We start from the raw sequence: 21,793 nt of genomic DNA, 5'->3' as shown, positions 1-21,793 counted from the left end.
CATGCCAAAACGTACAGACCTAAAATCCATCCTGATTCTTGGTGCCGGTCCGATTGTGATCGGCCAGGCCTGCGAATTTGACTATTCCGGTGCGCAGGCGTGTAAAGCGCTGCGTGAAGAGGGTTACCGCGTCATTCTGGTGAACTCCAACCCGGCGACGATCATGACCGACCCGGAAATGGCTGATGCGACTTACATTGAGCCGATTAACTGGGAAGTGGTGCGCAAAATCATCGAAAAAGAGCGCCCGGACGCGGTACTGCCGACCATGGGCGGTCAGACAGCGCTGAACTGTGCGCTGGAGCTGGAACGTCATGGCGTGCTGGAAGAGTTTGGCGTCACCATGATCGGCGCAACGGCTGATGCGATCGACAAAGCAGAAGATCGTCGTCGTTTCGACGTGGCGATGAAAAGCATCGGTCTGGATACCGCGCGCTCCGGCATTGCGCACACCATGGAAGAAGCGCTGGCCGTGGCTGAAGATGTCGGTTTCCCCTGCATTATCCGTCCCTCATTTACTATGGGCGGAACCGGTGGCGGCATCGCCTACAACCGCGAAGAGTTTGAAGAGATTTGCGAACGCGGTCTCGACCTTTCACCGACCAATGAGCTGCTGATTGATGAGTCGCTGATTGGCTGGAAAGAGTATGAGATGGAAGTGGTGCGCGATAAAAACGACAACTGCATCATCGTCTGCTCAATTGAAAACTTCGATGCGATGGGGATCCACACCGGTGACTCCATCACGGTGGCACCTGCCCAGACGCTGACCGACAAAGAGTATCAGATCATGCGTAACGCCTCGCTGGCGGTACTGCGTGAGATCGGTGTTGAAACCGGTGGCTCCAACGTGCAGTTCTCGGTTAACCCGAAAGATGGCCGCCTGATTGTCATTGAGATGAACCCGCGCGTGTCACGCTCCTCGGCGCTGGCCTCCAAAGCGACCGGTTTCCCGATTGCTAAAGTGGCGGCCAAACTGGCGGTCGGCTATACCCTCGACGAGCTGATGAATGATATCACCGGCGGTTTAACGCCAGCCTCGTTCGAGCCTTCCATCGACTACGTTGTCACCAAGATCCCGCGTTTCAACTTCGAAAAATTTGCCGGTGCCAACGATCGCCTGACCACGCAGATGAAGTCGGTCGGGGAAGTGATGGCAATTGGTCGTACTTTCCAGGAATCCATGCAGAAAGCGCTGCGCGGCCTGGAAGTGGGCGCTAACGGCTTCGACCCGAAAGTCCACCTCGACGACCCGGAAGCATTAACCCGCATCCGCCGTGAGCTGAAAGATGCCGGTTCAGACCGCATCTGGTACATCGCAGACGCTTTCCGTGCCGGCATGTCAGTGGATGGCGTGTTTAACCTGACCAATATTGACCGCTGGTTCCTGGTGCAGATCGAAGAACTGGTGCGGCTGGAAGAGCAGGTTGCCCGTGAAGGGGTTAATAGCCTGGATGAGACGTTCCTGCGCGCCCTGAAGCGTAAAGGCTTTGCTGATGCACGGCTGGCAACACTGGCGGGCGTGGCAGAGAGCGAAATCCGCAAGCTGCGTCAGCAGTTTAACCTGCACCCGGTTTACAAGCGCGTGGATACCTGCGCCGCAGAGTTCGCGACAGACACCGCCTACATGTACTCCACCTATGAGGAGGAGTGCGAAGCCAATCCAAGTCCGGATCGCGAAAAAATCATGATTCTGGGCGGTGGGCCAAACCGTATCGGTCAGGGTATCGAATTCGACTATTGCTGCGTTCACGCCGCCCTCGCGCTGCGTGAAGATGGTTATCAGACCATTATGGTCAACTGTAACCCGGAAACAGTCTCGACCGATTACGACACCTCTGATCGCCTCTACTTCGAGCCGGTCACGCTGGAAGATGTGCTGGAGATTGTGCGCATTGAGCAGCCAAAAGGTGTGATTGTGCAGTATGGCGGTCAGACTCCGCTGAAACTGGCGCGTGCCCTGGAAGCCGCAGGCGTACCGGTTATCGGCACCAGCCCGGATTCCATCGACCGTGCTGAAGACCGTGAACGTTTCCAGCAGGCGGTTGATCGACTGAACCTGAAGCAACCCGCCAACGCCACGGTGGCCACACTGGAGCAGGCGGTTGAGAAAGCCGCGGGCCTGGGTTATCCGCTGGTGGTGCGTCCTTCTTATGTGCTGGGTGGCCGTGCCATGGAGATCGTCTACGACGAGATCGACCTCAAGCGCTACTTCCAGACGGCGGTCTCGGTTTCCAACGATGCACCGGTGCTGCTGGATCGCTTCCTGGATGATGCGGTCGAAGTAGATGTTGATGCGATTTGCGACGGCGAGCGGGTGCTGATTGGCGGCATCATGGAACACATCGAGCAGGCTGGCGTTCACTCCGGTGACTCCGCCTGTTCACTGCCGGCCTACACCCTGAGTCAGGAGATTCAGAATGTGATGCGTCAGCAGGTTGAGAAGCTGGCGTTTGAGCTGAACGTTCGTGGCCTGATGAACGTCCAGTTCGCGGTGAAAGACAACGAAGTCTACCTGATCGAAGTTAACCCTCGTGCGGCGCGTACCGTGCCGTTCGTCTCTAAAGCGACCGGGGTCCCGCTGGCGAAAGTTGCCGCGCGCGTGATGGCAGGTAAAACGCTGGCAGAGCAGGGCGTCACTGAAGAGGTGATTCCGCCTTACTACTCTGTCAAAGAAGTGGTGCTGCCGTTTAACAAGTTCCAGGGCGTTGACCCGATTCTGGGGCCAGAAATGCGCTCTACCGGTGAAGTCATGGGCGTGGGCCGCACCTTCGCTGAGGCGTTTTCCAAAGCGATGCTGGGCGCACAGAGCAACATGAAGAAGTCGGGCCGTGCGCTGCTGTCGGTGCGTGAAGGCGACAAGAAACGTATTGTCGACCTGGCCGCTAAGCTGCAGAAGTTTGGTTTCGAACTGGATGCGACTCACGGCACGGCGGTTGTGCTGGGCGAAGCGGGCATCAATCCGCGCCTGGTGAACAAGGTGCACGAAGGGCGTCCGCACATTCAGGACCGTCTGAAGAATGGCGAGTATAGCTACATCGTCAATACCACGGCGGGTCGTCAGGCGATTGAAGATTCGAAACTGATTCGCCGCAGTGCTCTGCAGTATAAAGTGCACTACGACACCACGCTGAACGGCGGCTTCGCCACCGCGATGGCGCTGAATGCAGACCCGACGGAACAGGTTATCTCCGTTCAGGAGATGCATGCCCAGATCAAGGCGATGTAAGGCGATGTAATGTGAAAAACGGCTCCTGCGGGAGCCGTTTTTTTTGACCAAAATCTGGCCCGGTCAGCTGTGAGATCGAGCCTGCGAAGGGAACACGGTCAGATCGGAAAGTCGCTTAAGCCAATCCCTGGCCGCTCGGCCCGCGCGATTACGCACCTCATCCCTGAGGTGCGCCCGTAGCCGGGCCAACGCTTTGCGTTGTTCAAAAACGCTCCTGACGTTTTTGTCCATGGCGCGGGACGCTTTCCTCTTCTGCCCGTGTTCCCTGCGCGTTGAGCCTATGCATTGTGGAAAAAAAACCTGAATTGAATTTGTCAGCTGTCTGAACGGCTCCTGCGGGAGCCGTTTTTTTTTGACCATCTTATTGGCGATAATCCGAAAATAGGGTCCAGGGAAAGCAAAGAGTTTGCGTTAAAGTGACTGATTTGGCTTAATTTTTTAGCTATAGGTGCGAATAAGGCCGGTTCGCACAAATTTATAATATAAACACTTCCTGTGCGGATTTTTCGTCAGTACTATGCCTGCCGCTCATCACTGGAGCGTATCAGGACATAAATAAAAAATGAAAATGCGTACTTTTTCTCTGAGTGCAGTGGCTGCACTGATGGCAATTCTTCCTTTCGCCAGCCAGGCGGAAATTACCCTGTTAAAACAGGATCCGCAGGCAGGCGATCCGCTTAGCCGTCTTAACTTTACTTTTGGCGGTAGCATTCGTGCTCAGTTCAATCATCAGACCGGCGTGGATGACAAATCCTACAAGCGCGACGGTTTTGATGGCGGCACCCGTTTCCGTTTCGGCGCTGACTACTACCTGTTTGATGACGTCAGCTGGATCAGCTACTACGAACTGGGCGTTAACGTCCCGGCGGTCTTCAGCTGGGATCGTCACTATGCGGACGGTGCCAATAACACCACGCGTCGTCAGCTCTACACCGGTCTGAAAAGCAAAACCTGGGGCCAGCTTACCTTTGGTCAGCAGAACAGTGTCTATTACGATACCGTGGGCGCCAAGACCGATATCTGGGATTACGACATGGTCGGCCAGGCTCCGGGTAACGGGATCAATGGCGACTACGACGGATCTTACCGCTCACGCAAACAGCTGAAGTATAAAAACAGCTTCGGCGATGCGGATCTTTACGCCTCTTATCTGTTCGAAGATAACGAGTATCTGCCAGGCAACGGCCTGCGCTATAAGCGCAAAGGCGGCGGCTCGCTGGGTGTGGACTACCACATCACGGACGATCTGAGCTGGGGCACGGCGTGGAACTACACCCGCGCGGCGATGCGTAACCCGAACAACGGCGACAGCCGCGATTACGATCAGAACATCTACGGCACCGCGCTGAGCTGGACTCCAGGTAACTGGACGTTGTCAGCCGGCGGTGGCTGGTATGAGAACTTCATGACCACCAAACGCAAAGATGTGCATGACTACTTTGCCGGCGACGCGTGGGGCATTGAATATTTCGCCGGTTACAAGATTCCGGTGGGGCAGTATGGTCTGAAAGCGGTACAGCCGTATGTCATGGGCGATCGCATTGAGTATGCGACAGGCCGTAATTATCAGCGCATCGACAACGGTCTGGGTGTGGTGCTGTTCCTCGACTACGGTTTCCGTGTCGATTACGAACATGTGTTTACCTCCAGCACCGATAACCTGGGTGATATGAATCTGGTGCGTCTGCGCTACGACTTCTGATAACCCTGACGGCTCCTCCGGGAGCCGTTTTCTTTTGCGCACGACTTTTGTGCCAGCCTGAGGCCGATCGCTGGCGAGCTGCGGCAAACTGACGCGATTAGGCGGTGAAAAACGCTGCACAGGCCGTGAAAAACGACGTCATGAAAAGCTTTACGCAATTAGACCTTTCCCCCTATCGACGAAAGTTTCACCTTTACGTATCATGGCGCCAATTTTTTTCAGTGAGTGGTTAACATGATTAGTCTTATCGCGGCATTAGCAGCAGATCGCATTATTGGAATGGAGAACGCCATGCCGTGGGACCTGCCTGCAGATCTGGCGTGGTTCAAGCGCCATACGCTGAAGAAACCGGTGATTATGGGCCGACTGACCTTTGAATCTATTGGCCGTCCGTTACCTGGCCGACTGAATATCGTGGTCAGCAGCCAGCCGGGCACCACCGAAGGCGTTACCTGGGTCACTTCGCTGGATGAGGCGTTACAGGCAGCCGGTGACGCTGAAGAGATCATGGTGATTGGCGGTGGCCGCGTCTATGAGCAGATGCTGAAGCGTGCCGATCGTCTCTATCTGACGCACATTGATGCGGAAGTCGAAGGTGATACGCAGTTTCCGGATTACGAGCCGGATGAGTGGCAGTCAACGTTCAGCGAATTCCACGACGCTGACGAGCAAAATTCCCACAGCTACTGCTTTGAGATCCTTGACCGTCGTCGCTAATCCCCCCCTGCCGGGCTGTAACCTGGCTGTCATCTTTATTCATTAGCATTGCTTCTTTTCTGGGATCGACACAAAGGAAGCAATCACTAATGAAAATCGAACTCTCCGCATTAAGCACTGACCGCCTGCCTGATCCACTGCGTCGTAAATTCCTTGCCGGTTCCGGTGCTATCGGCCTGACCGGCTTTCTCAGCGGCGGCCTGACGCTCTCGGGCAGCGCACTGGCGCAGGAGAAGCCTGCGGGCAGTCCGCTGCTGGGCTTTCAGGCGATTGCCGCGTCCACGGCCGATGAGATTGTGGTGGCCCCCGGCTATCGCGCCGACGTGTTGATCTCCTGGGGTGATCCGCTGGTGAATGGCGCAGCCGCGTTTGATCCGCAGGGCAATAACAGCGCCGAAGATCAGGAAAAGCAGTTCGGTGACAACAACGACGGTATGAGCTTCTTCGCGATTAATGACCATCGCGGCGTGATGGCGATTAACAATGAATATGTGAATGAGCCGACGCTGTTCGCCCACGGCGGCAGTAAAGCGACCAGCCTGGAAGATGTCAAAAAGTCGCAGGCGGCGCATGGTATCTCCATCGTTGAAATCAAACGGGGTGAGGACAATCGCTGGCAGGTGGTACGTCCTTCTGACTATAACCGCCGCATTACCGCCAATACCCCGATGCGCTTCTCCGGTCCGGCAGCGGGGGATAAAGCGCTGCAGACTGCCGCCGATCCGCAGGGAATGCATGTCCTGGGCACCTTTGGTAACTGCGCCAACGGCAAAACGCCGTGGGGCACCTATCTCACCTGTGAAGAGAACTACGACACCTACTTTGGCACCCATCAGGCGGACTTTACGCCGACCCCACAGCAGAAGCGCTATACCCTGAATGCCGCTGAGCCGGAGCGCAACTGGGCCGACTTTGATCCCCGCTTCGATATCGCTAAGAATCCCAACGAATTCAACCGTCACGGCTGGATTGTCGAAATCGATCCTTTCGATCCTCACTCCGTGCCGGTAAAGCGGACCGCGCTGGGCCGCTTCAAGCACGAGAATGCCGCCGTGACGGTCGCGAAAACCGGCCAGCTGGTGGTTTATATGGGCGACGATGAGCGCGGCGAATATATCTATAAATTTGTCTCAGATGACAAGGTCACTCCGGATGATGCTAAAGCCAATCACGGACTGCTTGATAAGGGCACGCTCTATGTGGCGCAGTTCAACGGCGATGCGCAGGGCACGCCGCTTAAAGGCACCGGGCGCTGGCTGGCGCTGACGTGGGGCGAAAATGGACTCACCGCTGAAAAGGGATTCAATAGCCAGGCAGATGTTTTGATCAATGCGCGTGCCGCGGCAGATGTGGTCAACGCAACGCGAATGGACCGGCCGGAGTGGATTGCGGTTAACCCGCATGACGGCCGTGCCTACTGCACCCTGACCAACAACAACAAGCGCGGAAATGAAGGCATGCCGGTCAATGCAGCGAATCCGCGGCCAAAAAATATCTACGGTCAGATTATTCGCTGGGATGAGAAAGGCGATGCTACCGCGCAGACGTTTGAGTGGGATATCTATGCGCTGTGTGGCAACCCGATAGCGCATCCTGAGGGGATCTATCGTGGCACACCGAACATCACCGCGGAGAATACCTTTAACAGTCCGGATGGGCTGGGGTTTGATGCGCAGGGGCGGTTATGGATCCTGACCGATGGCAAATACAGCAACAAAGAGGATTATCAGGGGCAGGGGAATAATCAGATGCTGGTGGGTGATCCTGATAGTGGCGAGATCCGCCGGTTTATGGTCGGTCCAAAATCGTGCGAGCTGACCGGTATTACCTTCACGCCCGATTACAAAACGCTGTTCGTGAATGTGCAGCATCCCGGCGAAGAGGGTGACTCGCACTTCCCGGACAACAGTCCGCGTCCGCGGTCGTCGGTGATTATGATCACCCGTGAAGATGGCGGAATTATCGGCGCATAAAACAGGATGCTGGCCTGATGGCCAGCATCGCCGTTATAGCGTGGGCGGTGCCAGACTTTCGCTGGAGGCCAGGGCTTTTTCGCGATTAGAGGGTTGCACCACATAGCGTTGTGTCTCCCAGTGCAGCAGGGTCAGCGTTCCGCCCCAGCAGCAGCCGGTATCCAGCCCGATAATGCCCTCTGGCGTGCCTTTGCCTTCCAGCGAGGCCCAGTGACCAAAGACGATAGTGTAGTCACGTGCGACCGGCCCCTCAATGTTAAACCAGGGTTTCAGCGGCGGAAGCGCCGATTCCGGGGCATCTTTGCAGATCATGTCCAGCTGGCCGTTAGGGAAGCAGTAGCGCATGCGGGTGAGGGCGTTGGTGCTGAAGCGCAGACGCGCCAGGCCGGTCAGATCTTCACTCCAGTTGTTCGGCATGTCGCCATACATGGCATCCAGGAACAGCGGATAACTGTCGCTGGCGAGAACCGCTTCGACTTCACGCGCGCACTTTTTCGCGGTCTCAATATCCCATTGCGGCGTGATACCGGCGTGTCCCATCACCAGCTTTTTCTCTTCATCAACCTGTAACAGCGGCTGACGACGCAGCCAGTTGATCAGCTCATCCGCATCATCCGCTTCCAGCAACGGGGTCAGGCGATCTTTAGGCTTGTTACGGCTGATGCCGGCGTAGACCGCCAGCAGATGCAAGTCGTGATTGCCCAGCACCAGACGCACCGCGTCGCCCAGCGATTTTACGTAGCGTAAGACTTCCAGTGAGCCAGGACCGCGCGCCACTAAGTCGCCGGTCAGCCACAGGGTATCCTGCTCAGGATTGAAGTCGACCTGTTGCAGCAATGCACGTAATTCATCGTAGCAACCGTGAACGTCGCCAATCAGGTATGTGCTCATAACGTTTTATCCATCAGGAAGGTGCCCGACTTAACGGGCAAAAAGCGTGTGAATCAATGAATGTGGGTCTGAATGGCGAGGCGGAACACCGGGATCTCTACGTGAAAGGTGTCGCCCTGTTCGTCGACCATCACATAGTGCCCCTGCATGGTGCCCATCGGTGTTTCGATCACGGCACCGCTGGTGTACTGAAATTCATTGCCTGGCGCGATAAGCGGCTGTTCACCGACCACGCCTTCACCCTGAACTTCCGTTTCGCGGCCGTTACCGTTGGTAATCAACCAGTAGCGTCCCAGCAGTTGCACTGAGGAACGGCCCAGATTGCGTATCGTAATGGTATAGGCGAAGACGTAGCGATCATCATCCGGTGAGGATTGTGAGGCGACGTACTGGCTTTGCACATGGACGGAGACGCGGGCCGTTTCACTCATGACTTACTCCTGCGATTTTCCCTGATGATTCGCCAGCCAGTTCGCCAGCTGACAATATTGCGCCACCGAGACGTTCTCGGCACGCAGGGTTGGATCTATGGATAACTCTTCCAGCGCACCGGCGGCCACCATGTGGCTCAGGCTGTTGCGCAGCGTTTTACGACGCTGGCCGAACGCTTCAGTGGTAATACGGCTCAGGATACGCACATCGCTGACCGGATACGGCGGCTCGGCATACGGCACCAGACGCACCACGGCAGAGTCCACTTTCGGTGGTGGCGTGAAAGAGTGCGGAGGCACTTCCAGCACCGGAATGATCTGGCAGTAGTACTGCGCCATCACTGTCAGACGACCGTAGGTTTTGTTACCCGGACCGGCAACCAGACGATTAACCACCTCTTTCTGCAGCATGAAGTGCATATCTTTGATCGAACCAGTATAGCTGAAAAGGTGGAACATCAGCGGGGTCGAAATATTGTACGGCAGGTTACCAAATACCCGCAGCGGCTGGCCTCTCTCCTGCGCCAGCGCGGCGAAGTCGAAGGTCATGGCATCCTGCTGGAAGATAGTCAGTTTCGGGCCAAGGAATGGATGCGTTTCCAGACGCGCAGCGAGATCGCGGTCCAGCTCTATCACCGTTAATTTATCGAGGCGTTCGCCTACCGGCTCGGTTAAGGCACCCAGGCCTGGGCCGATCTCCACCAGCGCTTCGTCGCGCTGAGGATGGATGGCGGAGACAATGCTGTCGATAATGTACTGATCGTTCAGGAAGTTCTGCCCGAAACGTTTACGGGCGTAGTGCCCCTGATGGACGCGATTATTCATTACTGCTCTTGATCATAGTGATGGCGAGGTTAAGCGCCGTGATGAAGCTGCCCGGTTCAGCCTGACCCAGGCCAGCGAGTTCAAGCGCGGTGCCGTGGTCAACTGAAGTCCGGATAAAGGGCAGGCCCAGGGTGATATTTACCGCCCGGCCAAACCCCTGAAATTTGAGTACCGGCAGGCCCTGGTCGTGATACATCGCCAGCACCGCATCGGCGTATTGCAGATATTTGGGCTGGAAAAGGGTATCCGCAGGCAGCGGGCCGGTCAGATTAATGCCCTGCTGACGCAGTTCATTGAGTGCCGGCGTGATGGTCTCGATCTCTTCCCGACCCATGTGACCGCTTTCGCCGGCATGAGGGTTAAGACCACAGACGTAAATATGCGGCTCGGCAATCGCAAACTTCTGCTGCAGATCACGATGCAGAATCGTAATCACTTCATGCAGACATTCACGGGTTACCGCAGCGGGCACATCTTTCAGCGGCAGATGGGTGGTGGCCAGTGCGACTCGTAGCTCTTCTGTCGCCAGCATCATGACCACCCGATGGCCGCCTGCGCGATCGGCGAAGAATTCGGTATGGCCGGTAAAGGCGATGCCGGCATCGTTAATCACGCCTTTATGCACCGGGCCGGTAATCAGGGCAGCGAATTCACCGTCGAGACAACCGTCGCAGGCGCGCGTCAGCGTGGCCAGCACATAGTCGCTGTTGGCGACGCAAAGCTCGCCGGGTGTGACCGGCGCTGCCGTTTCAATTGGCAGGATAGTCAGTGTACCCGCCTGCTGTGGCTCGGCTGCCACACCAGGCTGGTAGGGCAGCAGCGTCAGCGGCAGACCGAGTTGCGCCGCACGCTGCTGCAACAGGGCAGGCGAGGCGCAGACCACCAGTTCAACCGGCCACGACTGCTGGGCCAGCTGAACGGTAAGATCGGGACCAATCCCGGCAGGTTCGCCGGGCGTGATCACCACACGGGCATTACTGCGCATTGCCATCCAGAATCTTCACGTAGGCACTGGCACGTTGTTCCTGCATCCAGGTCTGCGCTTCTTCCGCGAACTTACGGTTAAACAGCATACGGTAAGCACGCTCTTTCTGGGCCGCATCGGTTTTATCCACCTGACGGGTATCCAGCAACTGAATCAGATGCCAGCCGAAAGAGGAGTGAACCGGCTGGCTGGTCTGGCCTTTCTGCAGGCGCAGCAGCGCGTCACGGAACGCCGGATCAAAGACTTCCGGAGAGGTCCAGCCGAGGTCGCCGCCCTGGTTCGCCGAACCCGGATCGTCAGAGTACTGTTTAGCCGCCGCCGCAAAGGTGGTTTTGCCACTGCGGATATCGTTAGCAATCTGCTCCAGCTGCGCGCGTGCCTGATCGTCTGTCAGGATCGGCGATGGCTTCAGCAGAATGTGACGCGAATGGACTTCGGTGACCGAGACATTTTTGCTCTCGCCACGCAGGTCGTTCACTTTCAGGATGTGGAAGCCCACACCAGAGCGCACCGGCCCGACGATATCGCCTTTTTTGGCGCTTGAGAGTGCCTGAGCAAACAGGGTCGGTAACTCTTCGATTTTACCCCAGCCCATGTTGCCGCCTTTCAGCGCCTGGGAGTCGGCAGAGTAGGTCACGGCCATCTTGCCGAAGTCAGCACCATTTTTCAGTTCGCCAACCAGCTGTTTCGCCAGCGTTTCCTGCTCATCAACCTGCTGTTGCGTCGGGTTTTCCGGCAGCGGCAGCAGAATATGACTGACGTTCAGTTCAGTACCCTGGCTGTTCTGAGAGCCGATCTGGGTAGCAAGCGTATCCACTTCCTGCGGCAGAATCGTGACACGACGACGCACTTCGTTGTTGCGCACTTCGGCGATAGTCATCTCTTTGCGGATCTGAGAACGATACACGCTGTAGTTCATGCCGTCATAAGCCAGACGGCTACGCAGCTGATCAAGGCTCATCTTGTTCTGCGCAGCGATGTTCTGAATAGCCTGGTCCAGCTGCTCGTCGCTGATCTGAATTCCCGCTTTATCACCCATCTGCAGAATGATGTTGTCCATGATCTGACGTTCCAGAATCTGATGGCGCAACGTTTTATCATCCGGCAACTGCTGACCAGCCTGCTGGGCCTGAGATTTAACGGTGCTCATCATGCCATCCACGTCACTCTCAAGAACCACGCCGTTATTGACCACGGCTGCAACTTTATCAACGACTTGTGGTGCTGCGAACGCGGTGTTGGCACTGATTGCCACACCAAGAATCAGCATTCTCCAGTTCTTCATACTTTATCCATTGTTGGTTCCGCACTGCGGGATTGCCTGTCAAACATCACAACATCAGAAAGCAGGCTGGTAAGGGATAATGCCCTGACGCAGCATATCGTTGGTGCCTAAGCCATAGTTCGGACTCAGACCACGCAGCTCAATGTTGAATGAGATTTGGTTGTCATACTTACTGTCGTTGTTTTCCCAACCGTTAATTTTGCGTTCATAACCGACCCGGATAGCGTAACAGCATGAGCTGTATTGCAGGCCAACCAGTTGTGAAGCCGGACGCGTGTTGCGGGTATCGTAGTAGTAAGCGCCTACCACAGACCATGCATCGGCAATCGGCCAGCTGGCCGTGGTACCTACCTGTGAAATCCCATTTTTGTAGATAGGATTTGTGACCAGGCTGCTATCGTTCAGCGCGGTCGCAACATACTCCGGGCTGCTGTAACGGTAGCTCAGCTGCACCATGCGGTCGGCATCACGACGGTATTCCAGTACGGTATTGCCCTGGGAGACGTTGTCGAGTTTGGTGTCATATTGCAGCCCACCACGGACGCCCCAGCGATCGCTGATTTTCCAGTATGTATCGCCAGCCCAGATCAGGCTGCCGGTATCATCTTCTTTACTGGTTTGATTCACACCAGTACGAGAAGGGGTAAACGAGTAGATTTGACCTACAGAAACGTTAAAACGTTCAACCAGATCGTTATCATAAATACGCGAGGTGACGCCGGTAGCCACTTCATTGGCGGAAGCGATGCGATCCAGGCCGCTATAAGTACGATCGCGGAACAGACCGGTGTAGTCGGTTTGCAGCAACGTTGAGTCGTACGGATAGATATTGCTCTGATTACGATACGGGATATAAAGGTACTGCACGCGCGGTTCCAGCGTCTGGGTATAACCCACCGCCGAGTTCATATCGCGGTCAAACACCAGACGGCCATCAACTTTAAATTGCGGCAGGGTGCGGTTGACAGACTCATCCAGATCGCCACTTTTGCCGTTATTGTTCGCAAAGTTATTGTTGTAATAATCAACGTCAGTCTGCTGATAGTGGGTCGCCAGGAACTTCGCTTCGGTATCCAGGCTGGCCCAGCCGTTTGACAGCGGCAGGTTCAGCGTTGGCTCAACATGTAAACGGGTCGCTTCGGGATAGCGGCTGCTGACGTTGGTGAACTTCACCGCCTGGGCATAAACCCGGCCATCAAACGGGCCGATATCGTTCTGATAGAGATTGACGTCCAGCTGCGGCATGGCGCGGTAGACGTTATTGCTGGTGGTATCGCCGAACACCTGGAAATCTTTGGTGGAGAGCGTGGCATCCCAGTTGGTGTCCGCATAGCCGATGCTGAATTTCTGCGTGGCGTAGTTGTCGGTGGAGCTGTAGTACTTCGAGTCGAGATCGTTGAAGTAGTACTTATCACTGACCTTGGTGTAGTCCGCGCTGAAACGCCAGTTCTGGTCATAGACACCGGCATGACGCCAGTAGAACAGCCAGCGATCGGAGCTGTCATTTTCGGCAATGCCGCGCACCGCTTTGTCGTTATCGTACTGTTTGTCCGAGCCGAGGTAGTCGAATTCAACCAGACCTGCACCCAGCGTGGTCAGATAACGGAATTCGTTCTGGAACTGCATGCCGCGCTTACTCATGTAGTGCGGCGTAATGGTCGCATCGGCCTGCGGCGCGATGTTCCAGTAATAGGGCAGCGTGAACTCAAAGCCATTGTTGCTGCCATATTTTGCATTCGGGATCAGGAAACCGGAGCGGCGACGATCGCCAATCGGTAACTGCAGATAGGGGCTGTAGAACACCGGAACGGAACCGATCTTAAAGCGGGCGTTCCAGATCTCCGCTACTTCCTCTTCGCGATCCTGGATTACCTCTGAACCCACCACGCTCCAGCTGTTGGAGCCGGGCAGACAGGAGGTAAAGGTGCCGTTTTCCAGAATGGTGTAGCGGTTATCGCCGCGCAGCTTCATCTGATCTGCGACGCCGCGTCCCTGACGATCTACCATCTGGTACTGACCATTCCAGACGTTGGTATCTTTGCTGTTGAGGTTTGACCAGGCTTTCGGACCTTTCAGGATGACCTGATTGTCATCGTAGTGCACATTACCCAGCGCATCGACGGTACGTACGGGCGCGGTCTGGCCTTCCTGCTGACGCTGATGAAGCTGGACTTCATCCGCCTGCATACGGCTGTTGCCCTGCTCAATATTCACATTACCGGTGAATACCGCATCGTTGGGATAGTTCCCTTTGGCGGCGTCGGAGTGAATGGTGACGGGCATCTGATTCGTATCGCCATTCACCAGCGGGCGGTTATAACTCGGCACGCCTAACATACACTGCGACATCAAATCGTCGGCAAAGGCTTGCTGGCTAATGGCTGCGCCGATCAGTGTGGCCAGCAGGGTAGGTATATGTTTTTTCATACGCGGTATCGAGAATTCCATGAAAACTGGCATCATGCCGACAATCGGGTCAGAGACTAACTTACTGCCCGGCGTTGCGCCAGTGTTAATCCTGGTCAGTCAGCGTTGCCGTTAGGCGCTGAGATAAATGACAGGTATGATAATGCAATTTTCAGCCGCAAGCATGGCGAATTGAGGAGTTTATGCGCTACTGGGGAAAAGTTGTGGGTCTGGCGGTGGGATTACTTTCCGGCGCAGGCTTTTGGGGTATTGTGATCGGTTTGATCATTGGCCATATGATTGACAAAGTACGCGGCGCGCAAGGCAAGGCTTACTTCTCAAATAATCAGACCCGACAGACGCTGTTTTTCAGCACCACCTTTCAGGTGATGGGCCATCTGACCAAGTCAAAAGGGCGCGTCACGGAAGCGGATATTCAGATTGCTTCGCTGTTAATGGAGCGGATGCAACTGCACGGTGACTCTCGCACGGCTGCCCAGCGCGCGTTCCGCGAAGGCAAGCAGGCGGATTATCCGTTACGCAGCAAACTGCGTGAACTGCGCAGCGCCTGTTTTGGCCGGTTTGATCTGATTCGGATGTTCCTGGAGATCCAGATTCAGGCCGCCTTTGCCGACGGTTCACTGCATCCTAATGAGCGACAGGTGCTCTATGTGATTGCCGAAGAGCTGGGCATTTCACGCGGTCAGTTTGATCAGTTCCTGCGCATGATGGAAGGTGGCCAGCAGTTTGGCGGTGGTCAGCGCAGTTCAGGCGGTTTTCAGCAGGCGCAACGCGGGCCAACGCTGGAAGATGCCTGTAGCGTGCTGGGTGTGAAGAGCAGCGACGACGCCACCACCATCAAACGCGCCTACCGCAAACTCATGAGCGAACATCATCCTGACAAGCTGGTAGCGAAAGGGTTGCCGCCAGAGATGATGGAGATGGCGAAGCAGAAAGCCCAGGAAATCCAGGCGGCGTACGATCTGATTCGCAAAGAGAAAGGCTTTAAGTAAACACCATGTTCCGTGGCCGCTTCTGCAACAGAGGAGGCCACGGTGACTGACTGGCGAGCAGTAAACCTTAAAAATCGGCGGGCTGACGAAACGTCATGGCATTACCAAATGCCGGATGGGTAATGGTCAGTGACTCCGCATGCAGCAGTAAACGGGGCGCCATCGCTTTGGCCTCCGGATGCGCATAGAAGTTATCCCCCAGAATCGGATGGCCCAGTGCCAGCATATGCACCCGCAGCTGGTGTGAGCGGCCGGTAATCGGTTTCAGCGAAACACGCGCACTGTTATCCGCACGATATTCCAGCACCTGATATTCCGTCTGCGCGGCTTTGCCGGTCTCGAAGCAGACCATCTGCTTCGGACGATTTGGCCAGTCGCAAATCAGCGGCAGGTCAACCAATCCCTCTTCCTTCGCCGGATGACCCCAGATGCAGGCCACGTAAGTCTTGGAAGGCTCCCGCTCACGGAACTGTCGTTTCAGCTCGCGCTCAGCAGCCTTAGTCAGCGCCACGACCATCACGCCGCTGGTCGCCATATCCAGTCGGTGGACAGATTCAGCCTGCGGGAAATCACGCTGAACCCGCGTCATCACGCTATCTTTATTTTCGTCCAGCCGACCGGGTACCGAGAGCAGACCGCTGGGTTTGTTCACCACCATGATGTGCGCATCCTGATAAAGGATGTGCAGCCAGGGTTCACGCGGTGGATTGTAAGGTTCCATGGGGCTTTCCAAAAATAAGGGGCCATGCGGCCCCTGAGCTTACTGGTGTGTCACCACAATCAGGCGCAGCGCGTCGAGACGCCAGTTGGCCTGATCGAGACTTTCCAGCACCTGTTCACGGTTGCTTTCCAGCGCCTCGACTTCATCGTCACGGATGTTCGGGTTCACCGCTTTCAGCGCGTTGAGACGGGAGAGCTCTGCGCCCAGCTTCTCGTTCGCTTCGGCACGCGCTGCATCAATCACCGCACGCGCTTCGCTAACCACGCTCTCTTCGCCCTGGGTCAGAATCGCATGCACATCCTGCTGCACCGCATTCACCAGTTTACTGGCGGTATGACGGTTAACCGCATTCAGCTGACGGTTAAAGCTTTCGAACTCTACTTTGTCCGCCAGGTTAGTGCCTTTGGTATCCATCAGCAGACGGATTGGCGTTGGCGGCAGGAACCGGGTCAGCTGCAGATGCTTCGGTGCCTGTGCTTCAACCACATAGATCAGCTCGACCAGCAGCGTCCCCACCGGCAGCGCCTTGTTCTTCAGCAGTGACAGTGCGCTGCTGCCGGTATCGCCCGACAGAATCAGATCCAGACCGTTGCGGATCAGCGGATGTTCCCAGGTAATGAACTGGGTATCTTCGCGCGACAGCGCCTGATCGCGGTTGAAGGTGATGGTGCAGCCATCTTCCGGCAGGCCAGGGAAATCGGGCACCAGCATGTGGTCGGAAGGGGTCAGCACGATCAGGTTATCGCTGCGATCTTCCTGATTGATACCAACGATATCAAACAGGTTAAGCGCGAAGTTCACCAGACCGGTGTCGTTATCCTGCTCGCTGATGGCATTGGCCAGTAGCTGAGCCGATTCGCCGCCGTTGGAGTTCAGCTCCAGCAGGCGATCGCGACCCTGTTCCAGCTGCAGTTTCAGCGCGTCATGCTGTTTACGGCAGTCGGTGATAAACGCATCAAAACCTTCGCTGTTTTCCGGCGCGGCCAGATAGCCGATCAGTTGCGAATGGACGCTGTCGTAGATTGTCCGGCCGGTCGGGCAGGTGTGTTCAAACGCGTCCAGCCCTTCGTGATACCAGCGCAGCAGCACCGCCTGTGCGGTCTGCTCCAGCCACGGCACCAGAATCTGAATGTCGTGCGCCTGGCCAATACGATCCAGACGACCAATACGCTGCTCCAGCAGGTCCGGGTTAGACGGCAGGTCGAACATCACCAGACGGCTGGCAAACTGGAAGTTACGGCCTTCAGAACCGATCTCGGAGCACAACAGCACCTGCGCGCCATTCTCTTCTGAGGCGAACCAGGCGGCAGCACGGTCACGTTCAATGATCGACAGCCCTTCGTGGAACACCGCTGCGCGGATACCTTCGCGTTCACGCAGTACCTGCTCCAGCTGCAGCGCGGTGGCCGCTTTGGCGCAGATCACCAGCACTTTCTCTTTGCGGTTGGTGGTGAGATAGCCCATCAGCCATTCCACGCGCGGATCGAAGTTCCACCAGGTGCCGCTGTCGCCTTCAAATTCCTGATAAATCTGTTCCGGATAGAGCAGGTCACGCGCCCGCTCTTCTGCACTTTTGCGCGCGCCCATAATGCCGGAGACTTTAATCGCCGTCTGATACTGGGCAGGCAGCGGCAGGCGGATCTGGTGCAGTTCGCGTTTCGGGAAGCCTTTAACCCCGTTACGGGTGTTACGGAACAGCACGCGGCTGGTGCCGTGGCGGTCCATCAGCATGGAGATCAGCTCCTGACGCGCCTCCAGCTTGCCGTCACGGTCGCTGTTGGCGACCTGCAGCAGTGGCTCAATATCCTGCTCGCCGACCAGATCGTTGATCCGGTTCATCTCCTCCTGGGAGATCGCTTTATCGGCCAGCAGCGCGGTGACGGCATCGGCAATCGGACGGAAATGCTGCTGCTCTTCAACAAAGGCGGCAAAGTCATGGAAACGATTAGGGTCGAGCAGACGCAGACGGGCGAAGTGACTCTCCATGCCCAACTGCTCCGGCGTTGCGGTCAGCAACAGAACCCCGGCGGTTTTCTCAGCCAGCTGTTCGATAACCTGATATTCACGGCTGGGCTCGCCTTCTGACCAGGCCAGATGGTGCGCTTCATCGACCACCAGCAGATCCCATTCGGCATCGGCCAGCATCTCAAGACGCTGCTTGTTACGGCGCACGAAGTCCAGTGAGCAGATAATCAGCTGCTCCGTCTCAAACGGATTATCGCTGTCGTGCTGCGCTTCGGTATAGCGATCGTCATCAAACAGCGCAAAGCGCAGGTTGAAGCGGCGCAGCATCTCGACCAGCCACTGATGCTGTAAAGTTTCAGGCACCACGATCAGGACGCGATCGGCGCGGCCAGCCAGCAGCTGCTGCTGGATGATCATCCCGGCTTCAATAGTTTTACCCAGGCCAACTTCATCGGCCAGCAGGACGCGCGGCGCATGGCGACGGCCGACATCGTGGGCGATATGCAGCTGGTGAGGGATCAGGTTGGTGCGCATGCCGCGTAAGCCGCTGATTGGCAGGCGATATTGCTCACTCTGGTATTTACGGGCGCGGAAGCGCAGGGCAAAACGATCCATCCGGTCGAGCTGGCCGGCAAACAGGCGATCCTGCGGCTTACTGAACACCAGCTTGCTGTCGAGCATGACTTCGCGCAGCATCACTTCGCTCTCTTCGGTATCCAGACGGGTACCGATATAGGTCATCAGGTCATTTTCGTTGCGTACTTCATCGACGCGCATCTGCCAGCCTTCGTGGCTGGTGATGGTATCACCCGGATTAAAGATGACGCGGGTAACCGGCGAATCGTTGCGGGCGTAGAGGCGGTTTTCCCCCGTGGCCGGAAACAGCAGGGTGATCATGCGGGTATCGATCGCCACCACGGTGCCCAGTCCCAGTTCACTTTCCGTATCACTAATCCAGCGCTGACCTAATGTAAAAACCATATATTTTTTGCTCGAATTTTAACGTTTTTAGAGGTGTTCCCAAAGCTCAGGCAATAGCGTTACCGCCAGACAACAAGGCCTGGAGCGTACTTAAGAGCGGTGAGTTTCAGGAAGGGCGCTATGGTACTGGATGGCAGGACGTTCGTCACCTGTCAAAAAAGCCCCAGCTGTCCGGTAATAAGTGTAGCAAAGTCCCCTTCAACAAAAGGCAGAATCCCCTCTGCGACCGGCTGAAGTTGCTTCGTCACGTAGTGGTCATAGTCCAGCGGCGTGCTGCGCGCCTCCAGTGGCTCGGGGCCTGCGGTGGCGATGACATAACGGATTCGGCCGCCATTCTGGTACTGCAAGGGCCGGTTTAATTTACGATTGTGCTCATCGGCCAGCCTGGCGGCGCGCACGTGCGGGGGCACGTTTCGTTCATATTCTTTCAGCGGACGCCGCAGCCGCTTTTTGTAGATCAGCTGATCGTCGAGTTCACCTGCCAGCAGCTGCGCCACGGTTGTACGGATATAATCCTGCCACGGCTGACGGTGGAAGATACGGTGGTAGAGCTGCTGCTGGAACGCTTTTGCCAGCGGCGTCCAGTCTGTTCGCACCGACTCCAGCCCCTTAAAGACCATGCGCTCACCGGCGGCGTCACGAATCAGTCCGGCGTAGCGTTTCTTGCTGCCCTGTTCCGCGCCGCGAATGGTGGGCATCAGAAAACGGCAGAAGTGATTTTCATACTCCAGTTCCAGTGTGCTGGTCAGCCCCTGCGTCTGCTGCAGATGGTCGCGCCACCAGGCGTTCACTTTCTGCACCAGCTGCTGACCAATCGCGGCGGCATCTTCTTCACTGTGCGCCGACTTCAGCCAGACAAAGGTGGAGTCGGTGTCGCCATAGATGACGTCGTAGCCTTCCGCCTCAATCAGCGTTCGGGTCTGCTGCATGATGGCGTGACCACGCAGCGTAATAGAGGAGGCGAGCCGCGGATCAAAGAAGCGGCAGGCGCTGGTGCCGAGCACGCCGTAAAAAGCGTTCATGATGATTTTCAGCGCCTGGGACAGCGGCTGATTATTCTGCTTTTTCGCCGCTTCGCGACCCAGCCAGATCTGTTCAACAATCGCAGGCAGGCAGTGGGTATGCCGCGAAAAACGCGCTTCCCGGAAACCCTCAATCGAATCGGCATCATCAGGATGAGCCAGCCCTTCCACCAGACCCACCGGGTCAATCAGGAAGGTGCGGATAATCGACGGGTAGAGGCTTTTGTAATCCAGCACCAGCACTGAGTCATACAGGCCTGGGCGCGAATCCATTACATAACCGCCAGGACTGGCTTCCGGGGCCACATCACCCATGTTCGGGGCGACAAACCCGGCGCGATGCATCCGCGGAATATAGAGATGACCAAAGGCCGCTACCGAACCGCCGTGGCGATCCACCGCCAGTCCATTGACCGCCGCGCGTTCCAGCAGAAACGGCATAATCGCCGTTTTGTGAAAAATGCGCGTCACCAGTTCGCAGTCTTTCAGGTTGTAGCGCGCCAGCGCCGGTTTATCGTTGGCAAAGCGCCAGTTGATCTCCTCCATACGCTGCCAGGGATTATCAATCGCTTTTCCTTCTCCCAGCAGTTGCTGCGACACGGACTCGAGGCTGAATGAGGGAAAATCCCAGAACGCCGATTTCAGCGCGTCAATACCATCAATAATCAACCGGCCACTGGCCTGAGCGAAAAATACGCCGGGTTTGAAGCCATGTTCACGCCACTCCAGCGCGGCCTGCTGGCGTCCCAGGCGCAGCGGAATGCCGTAACGATCGGCATGCTTTTGCAATACCCGCAGGTCAAACTGCACGACGTTCCAGCCAATTAAGACATCCGGATCATGCTCTGCAAACCACTGGTTCAGCGCTTCAAGTAACTGCGGCCGGCTGTCGAGATAGATCAGCTCGAAATCCAGCGTGCTGGCATCACCGTTGGCCGGGCCGAGCATAAAGACCTGGCGCTGACCGCATCCCTCCAGCCCGATGCAGTAAAGCTCGCCATGCTGTGTGGTTTCAATGTCCAGCGAGACCCATTTCAGCGGCGGGCGATAGTCGGGATGGGGTTTGAGCCGTGCATTGACCACGCTGTCACCGCGCTGCTCGCCGTCAAACCAGACCGGCGCGGTAATAAAACGCTCCATCAGGTAGCGCTCCGGCGGACGGATATCGGCTTCATAGACCGGAATACCCTCTTCGCGCAGCCGTTTTTCAATGCGCTGTAGCTGGCGGTTCTGCTGGCAGTAGAGGCCGAAAACCGGGCGACGCCGAAAATCTTTCAGCGCCAGCGACTGAATCCGAAACTGACGTTCATCTTTCAGTAATTCGCTGACCTGCGCCTGAAATTCCTCAGGAATAAACGCGACGGACTCCTGCACCGGCAGCACCACGCGCTGCGCGCCCGCATCGGTCGCGAGCCAGAGGATAATTTCGGTGCCATGCGGGCTGTCGCGCCAGTGGCGGGTGAGCAGAAAACCTGCGCGGGGCATATTCAGATGTTCTCCGGACTCAGCATTTCAGGATGAGAAAACCGCTTCAGTATAACATGGATATTTATACAGTTCCCGCCACCCGCTTTTGTCAACATTGTCCTACAATTCTTGCCTTGACGCTGTGTGGCTGGCTCAGGACAATCCAGCCTTCTGCTTTTA

The 21,793-nt window shown here is 56.4% G+C and carries 14 protein-coding genes; 5 read left to right on the top strand and 9 right to left on the bottom strand.

Going from position 1 to position 21,793, the window contains the following annotated elements; all coding sequences use genetic code 11:
* Window position 1 precedes the first annotated feature (1 nt).
* The 4 genes from carB (at window position 2) to LC417_RS09290 (ending at window position 7,621) form a co-directional block, all read left to right on the top strand.
* Window positions 2-3,229, top strand: coding sequence for a carbamoyl-phosphate synthase large subunit (gene carB / locus LC417_RS09305; RefSeq protein ID WP_223564286.1), 3,228 nt, complete (start codon window positions 2-4; stop codon window positions 3,227-3,229).
* 562 nt (window positions 3,230-3,791) lie between these two features.
* The gene (locus tag LC417_RS09300) at window positions 3,792-4,931 is read left to right on the top strand and encodes a porin (RefSeq protein WP_033767894.1); all 1,140 of its coding nucleotides are present in this window, start codon (window positions 3,792-3,794) and stop codon (window positions 4,929-4,931) included.
* 234 nt (window positions 4,932-5,165) lie between these two features.
* On the top strand, window positions 5,166-5,648 hold the full coding sequence (gene folA / locus LC417_RS09295; RefSeq protein WP_010253752.1) for a type 3 dihydrofolate reductase: 483 nt from the start codon (window positions 5,166-5,168) through the stop codon (window positions 5,646-5,648).
* Window positions 5,649-5,737: 89 nt separating this feature from the next.
* On the top strand, window positions 5,738-7,621 hold the full coding sequence (locus LC417_RS09290; protein WP_223565759.1) for a PhoX family phosphatase: 1,884 nt from the start codon (window positions 5,738-5,740) through the stop codon (window positions 7,619-7,621).
* A gap of 33 nt (window positions 7,622-7,654) precedes the next feature.
* Here LC417_RS09290 and apaH read toward each other — a convergent pair whose 3' ends face one another.
* From apaH to lptD, 6 genes are read right to left on the bottom strand one after another with little or no spacing between them, the layout of a single operon-like run.
* On the bottom strand, window positions 7,655-8,512 hold the full coding sequence (apaH, locus tag LC417_RS09285; protein ID WP_033787393.1) for a bis(5'-nucleosyl)-tetraphosphatase (symmetrical) ApaH: 858 nt from the start codon (window positions 8,510-8,512) through the stop codon (window positions 7,655-7,657).
* Between the two features lie 53 nt (window positions 8,513-8,565).
* Window positions 8,566-8,943, bottom strand: coding sequence for a Co2+/Mg2+ efflux protein ApaG (gene apaG, locus LC417_RS09280; protein WP_003854807.1), 378 nt, complete (start codon window positions 8,941-8,943; stop codon window positions 8,566-8,568).
* A gap of 3 nt (window positions 8,944-8,946) precedes the next feature.
* Window positions 8,947-9,768 carry a 16S rRNA (adenine(1518)-N(6)/adenine(1519)-N(6))-dimethyltransferase RsmA gene (gene rsmA, locus LC417_RS09275; protein ID WP_003854805.1) on the bottom strand — a complete coding sequence of 274 codons (822 nt, stop codon included), beginning with the start codon at window positions 9,766-9,768 and terminating at the stop codon, window positions 8,947-8,949.
* Window positions 9,761-10,753 (bottom strand): 4-hydroxythreonine-4-phosphate dehydrogenase PdxA, encoded by a 993-nt coding sequence (gene pdxA / locus LC417_RS09270; RefSeq protein WP_033780624.1) that lies wholly within the window; start codon window positions 10,751-10,753, stop codon window positions 9,761-9,763. The genes rsmA and pdxA overlap by 8 nt, the downstream gene beginning before the upstream one ends.
* Window positions 10,743-12,038 (bottom strand): peptidylprolyl isomerase SurA, encoded by a 1,296-nt coding sequence (gene surA, locus LC417_RS09265; protein WP_010253800.1) that lies wholly within the window; start codon window positions 12,036-12,038, stop codon window positions 10,743-10,745. Before surA ends, pdxA begins: the two co-directional genes overlap by 11 nt.
* A gap of 54 nt (window positions 12,039-12,092) precedes the next feature.
* Complete coding sequence (lptD, locus tag LC417_RS09260; protein ID WP_223565758.1) at window positions 12,093-14,465, bottom strand: LPS assembly protein LptD; 2,373 nt, start codon at window positions 14,463-14,465, stop codon at window positions 12,093-12,095.
* 182 nt (window positions 14,466-14,647) lie between these two features.
* Between lptD and djlA the strand changes: the two genes are divergently transcribed.
* Window positions 14,648-15,457, top strand: coding sequence for a co-chaperone DjlA (djlA, locus tag LC417_RS09255; RefSeq protein ID WP_010253811.1), 810 nt, complete (start codon window positions 14,648-14,650; stop codon window positions 15,455-15,457).
* Window positions 15,458-15,524: 67 nt separating this feature from the next.
* Here djlA and rluA read toward each other — a convergent pair whose 3' ends face one another.
* From rluA to polB, 3 genes are all read right to left on the bottom strand, one after another.
* Window positions 15,525-16,178, bottom strand: a complete 654-nt coding sequence (gene rluA / locus LC417_RS09250) for a bifunctional tRNA pseudouridine(32) synthase/23S rRNA pseudouridine(746) synthase RluA (RefSeq protein ID WP_223565757.1) — start codon at window positions 16,176-16,178, stop codon at window positions 15,525-15,527.
* A gap of 39 nt (window positions 16,179-16,217) precedes the next feature.
* Window positions 16,218-19,124 carry an RNA polymerase-associated protein RapA gene (gene rapA / locus LC417_RS09245; RefSeq protein ID WP_223565756.1) on the bottom strand — a complete coding sequence of 969 codons (2,907 nt, stop codon included), beginning with the start codon at window positions 19,122-19,124 and terminating at the stop codon, window positions 16,218-16,220.
* 152 nt (window positions 19,125-19,276) lie between these two features.
* The gene (gene polB, locus LC417_RS09240) at window positions 19,277-21,637 is read right to left on the bottom strand and encodes a DNA polymerase II (protein ID WP_095522737.1); all 2,361 of its coding nucleotides are present in this window, start codon (window positions 21,635-21,637) and stop codon (window positions 19,277-19,279) included.
* Window positions 21,638-21,793: the final 156 nt, after the last annotated feature.

Origin of the sequence: Pantoea sp. OVA07A (genome assembly GCF_019969975.1) — a bacterium.
GTDB classification, from domain to species: Bacteria; Pseudomonadota; Gammaproteobacteria; order Enterobacterales; family Enterobacteriaceae; genus Pantoea; species Pantoea agglomerans.
Note: the sequence above shows the minus strand (reverse complement) of the source record. Positions and strands in the feature narration are given on the sequence as shown.

Bases quoted from the DNA above. Each gene is read 5' to 3' on its own strand.
- carB (WP_223564286.1), top strand. From the start codon at position 2: ATGCCAAAACGTACAGACCTAAAATCCATCCTGATTCTTGGTGCCGGT.
- LC417_RS09300 (WP_033767894.1), top strand. From the start codon at position 3,792: ATGAAAATGCGTACTTTTTCTCTGAGTGCAGTGGCTGCACTGATGGCA.
- folA (WP_010253752.1), top strand. From the start codon at position 5,166: ATGATTAGTCTTATCGCGGCATTAGCAGCAGATCGCATTATTGGAATG.
- LC417_RS09290 (WP_223565759.1), top strand. From the start codon at position 5,738: ATGAAAATCGAACTCTCCGCATTAAGCACTGACCGCCTGCCTGATCCA.
- apaH (WP_033787393.1), bottom strand. From the start codon at position 8,512: ATGAGCACATACCTGATTGGCGACGTTCACGGTTGCTACGATGAATTA.
- apaG (WP_003854807.1), bottom strand. From the start codon at position 8,943: ATGAGTGAAACGGCCCGCGTCTCCGTCCATGTGCAAAGCCAGTACGTC.
- rsmA (WP_003854805.1), bottom strand. From the start codon at position 9,768: ATGAATAATCGCGTCCATCAGGGGCACTACGCCCGTAAACGTTTCGGG.
- pdxA (WP_033780624.1), bottom strand. From the start codon at position 10,753: ATGCGCAGTAATGCCCGTGTGGTGATCACGCCCGGCGAACCTGCCGGG.
- surA (WP_010253800.1), bottom strand. From the start codon at position 12,038: ATGAAGAACTGGAGAATGCTGATTCTTGGTGTGGCAATCAGTGCCAAC.
- lptD (WP_223565758.1), bottom strand. From the start codon at position 14,465: ATGAAAAAACATATACCTACCCTGCTGGCCACACTGATCGGCGCAGCC.
- djlA (WP_010253811.1), top strand. From the start codon at position 14,648: ATGCGCTACTGGGGAAAAGTTGTGGGTCTGGCGGTGGGATTACTTTCC.
- rluA (WP_223565757.1), bottom strand. From the start codon at position 16,178: ATGGAACCTTACAATCCACCGCGTGAACCCTGGCTGCACATCCTTTAT.
- rapA (WP_223565756.1), bottom strand. From the start codon at position 19,124: ATGGTTTTTACATTAGGTCAGCGCTGGATTAGTGATACGGAAAGTGAA.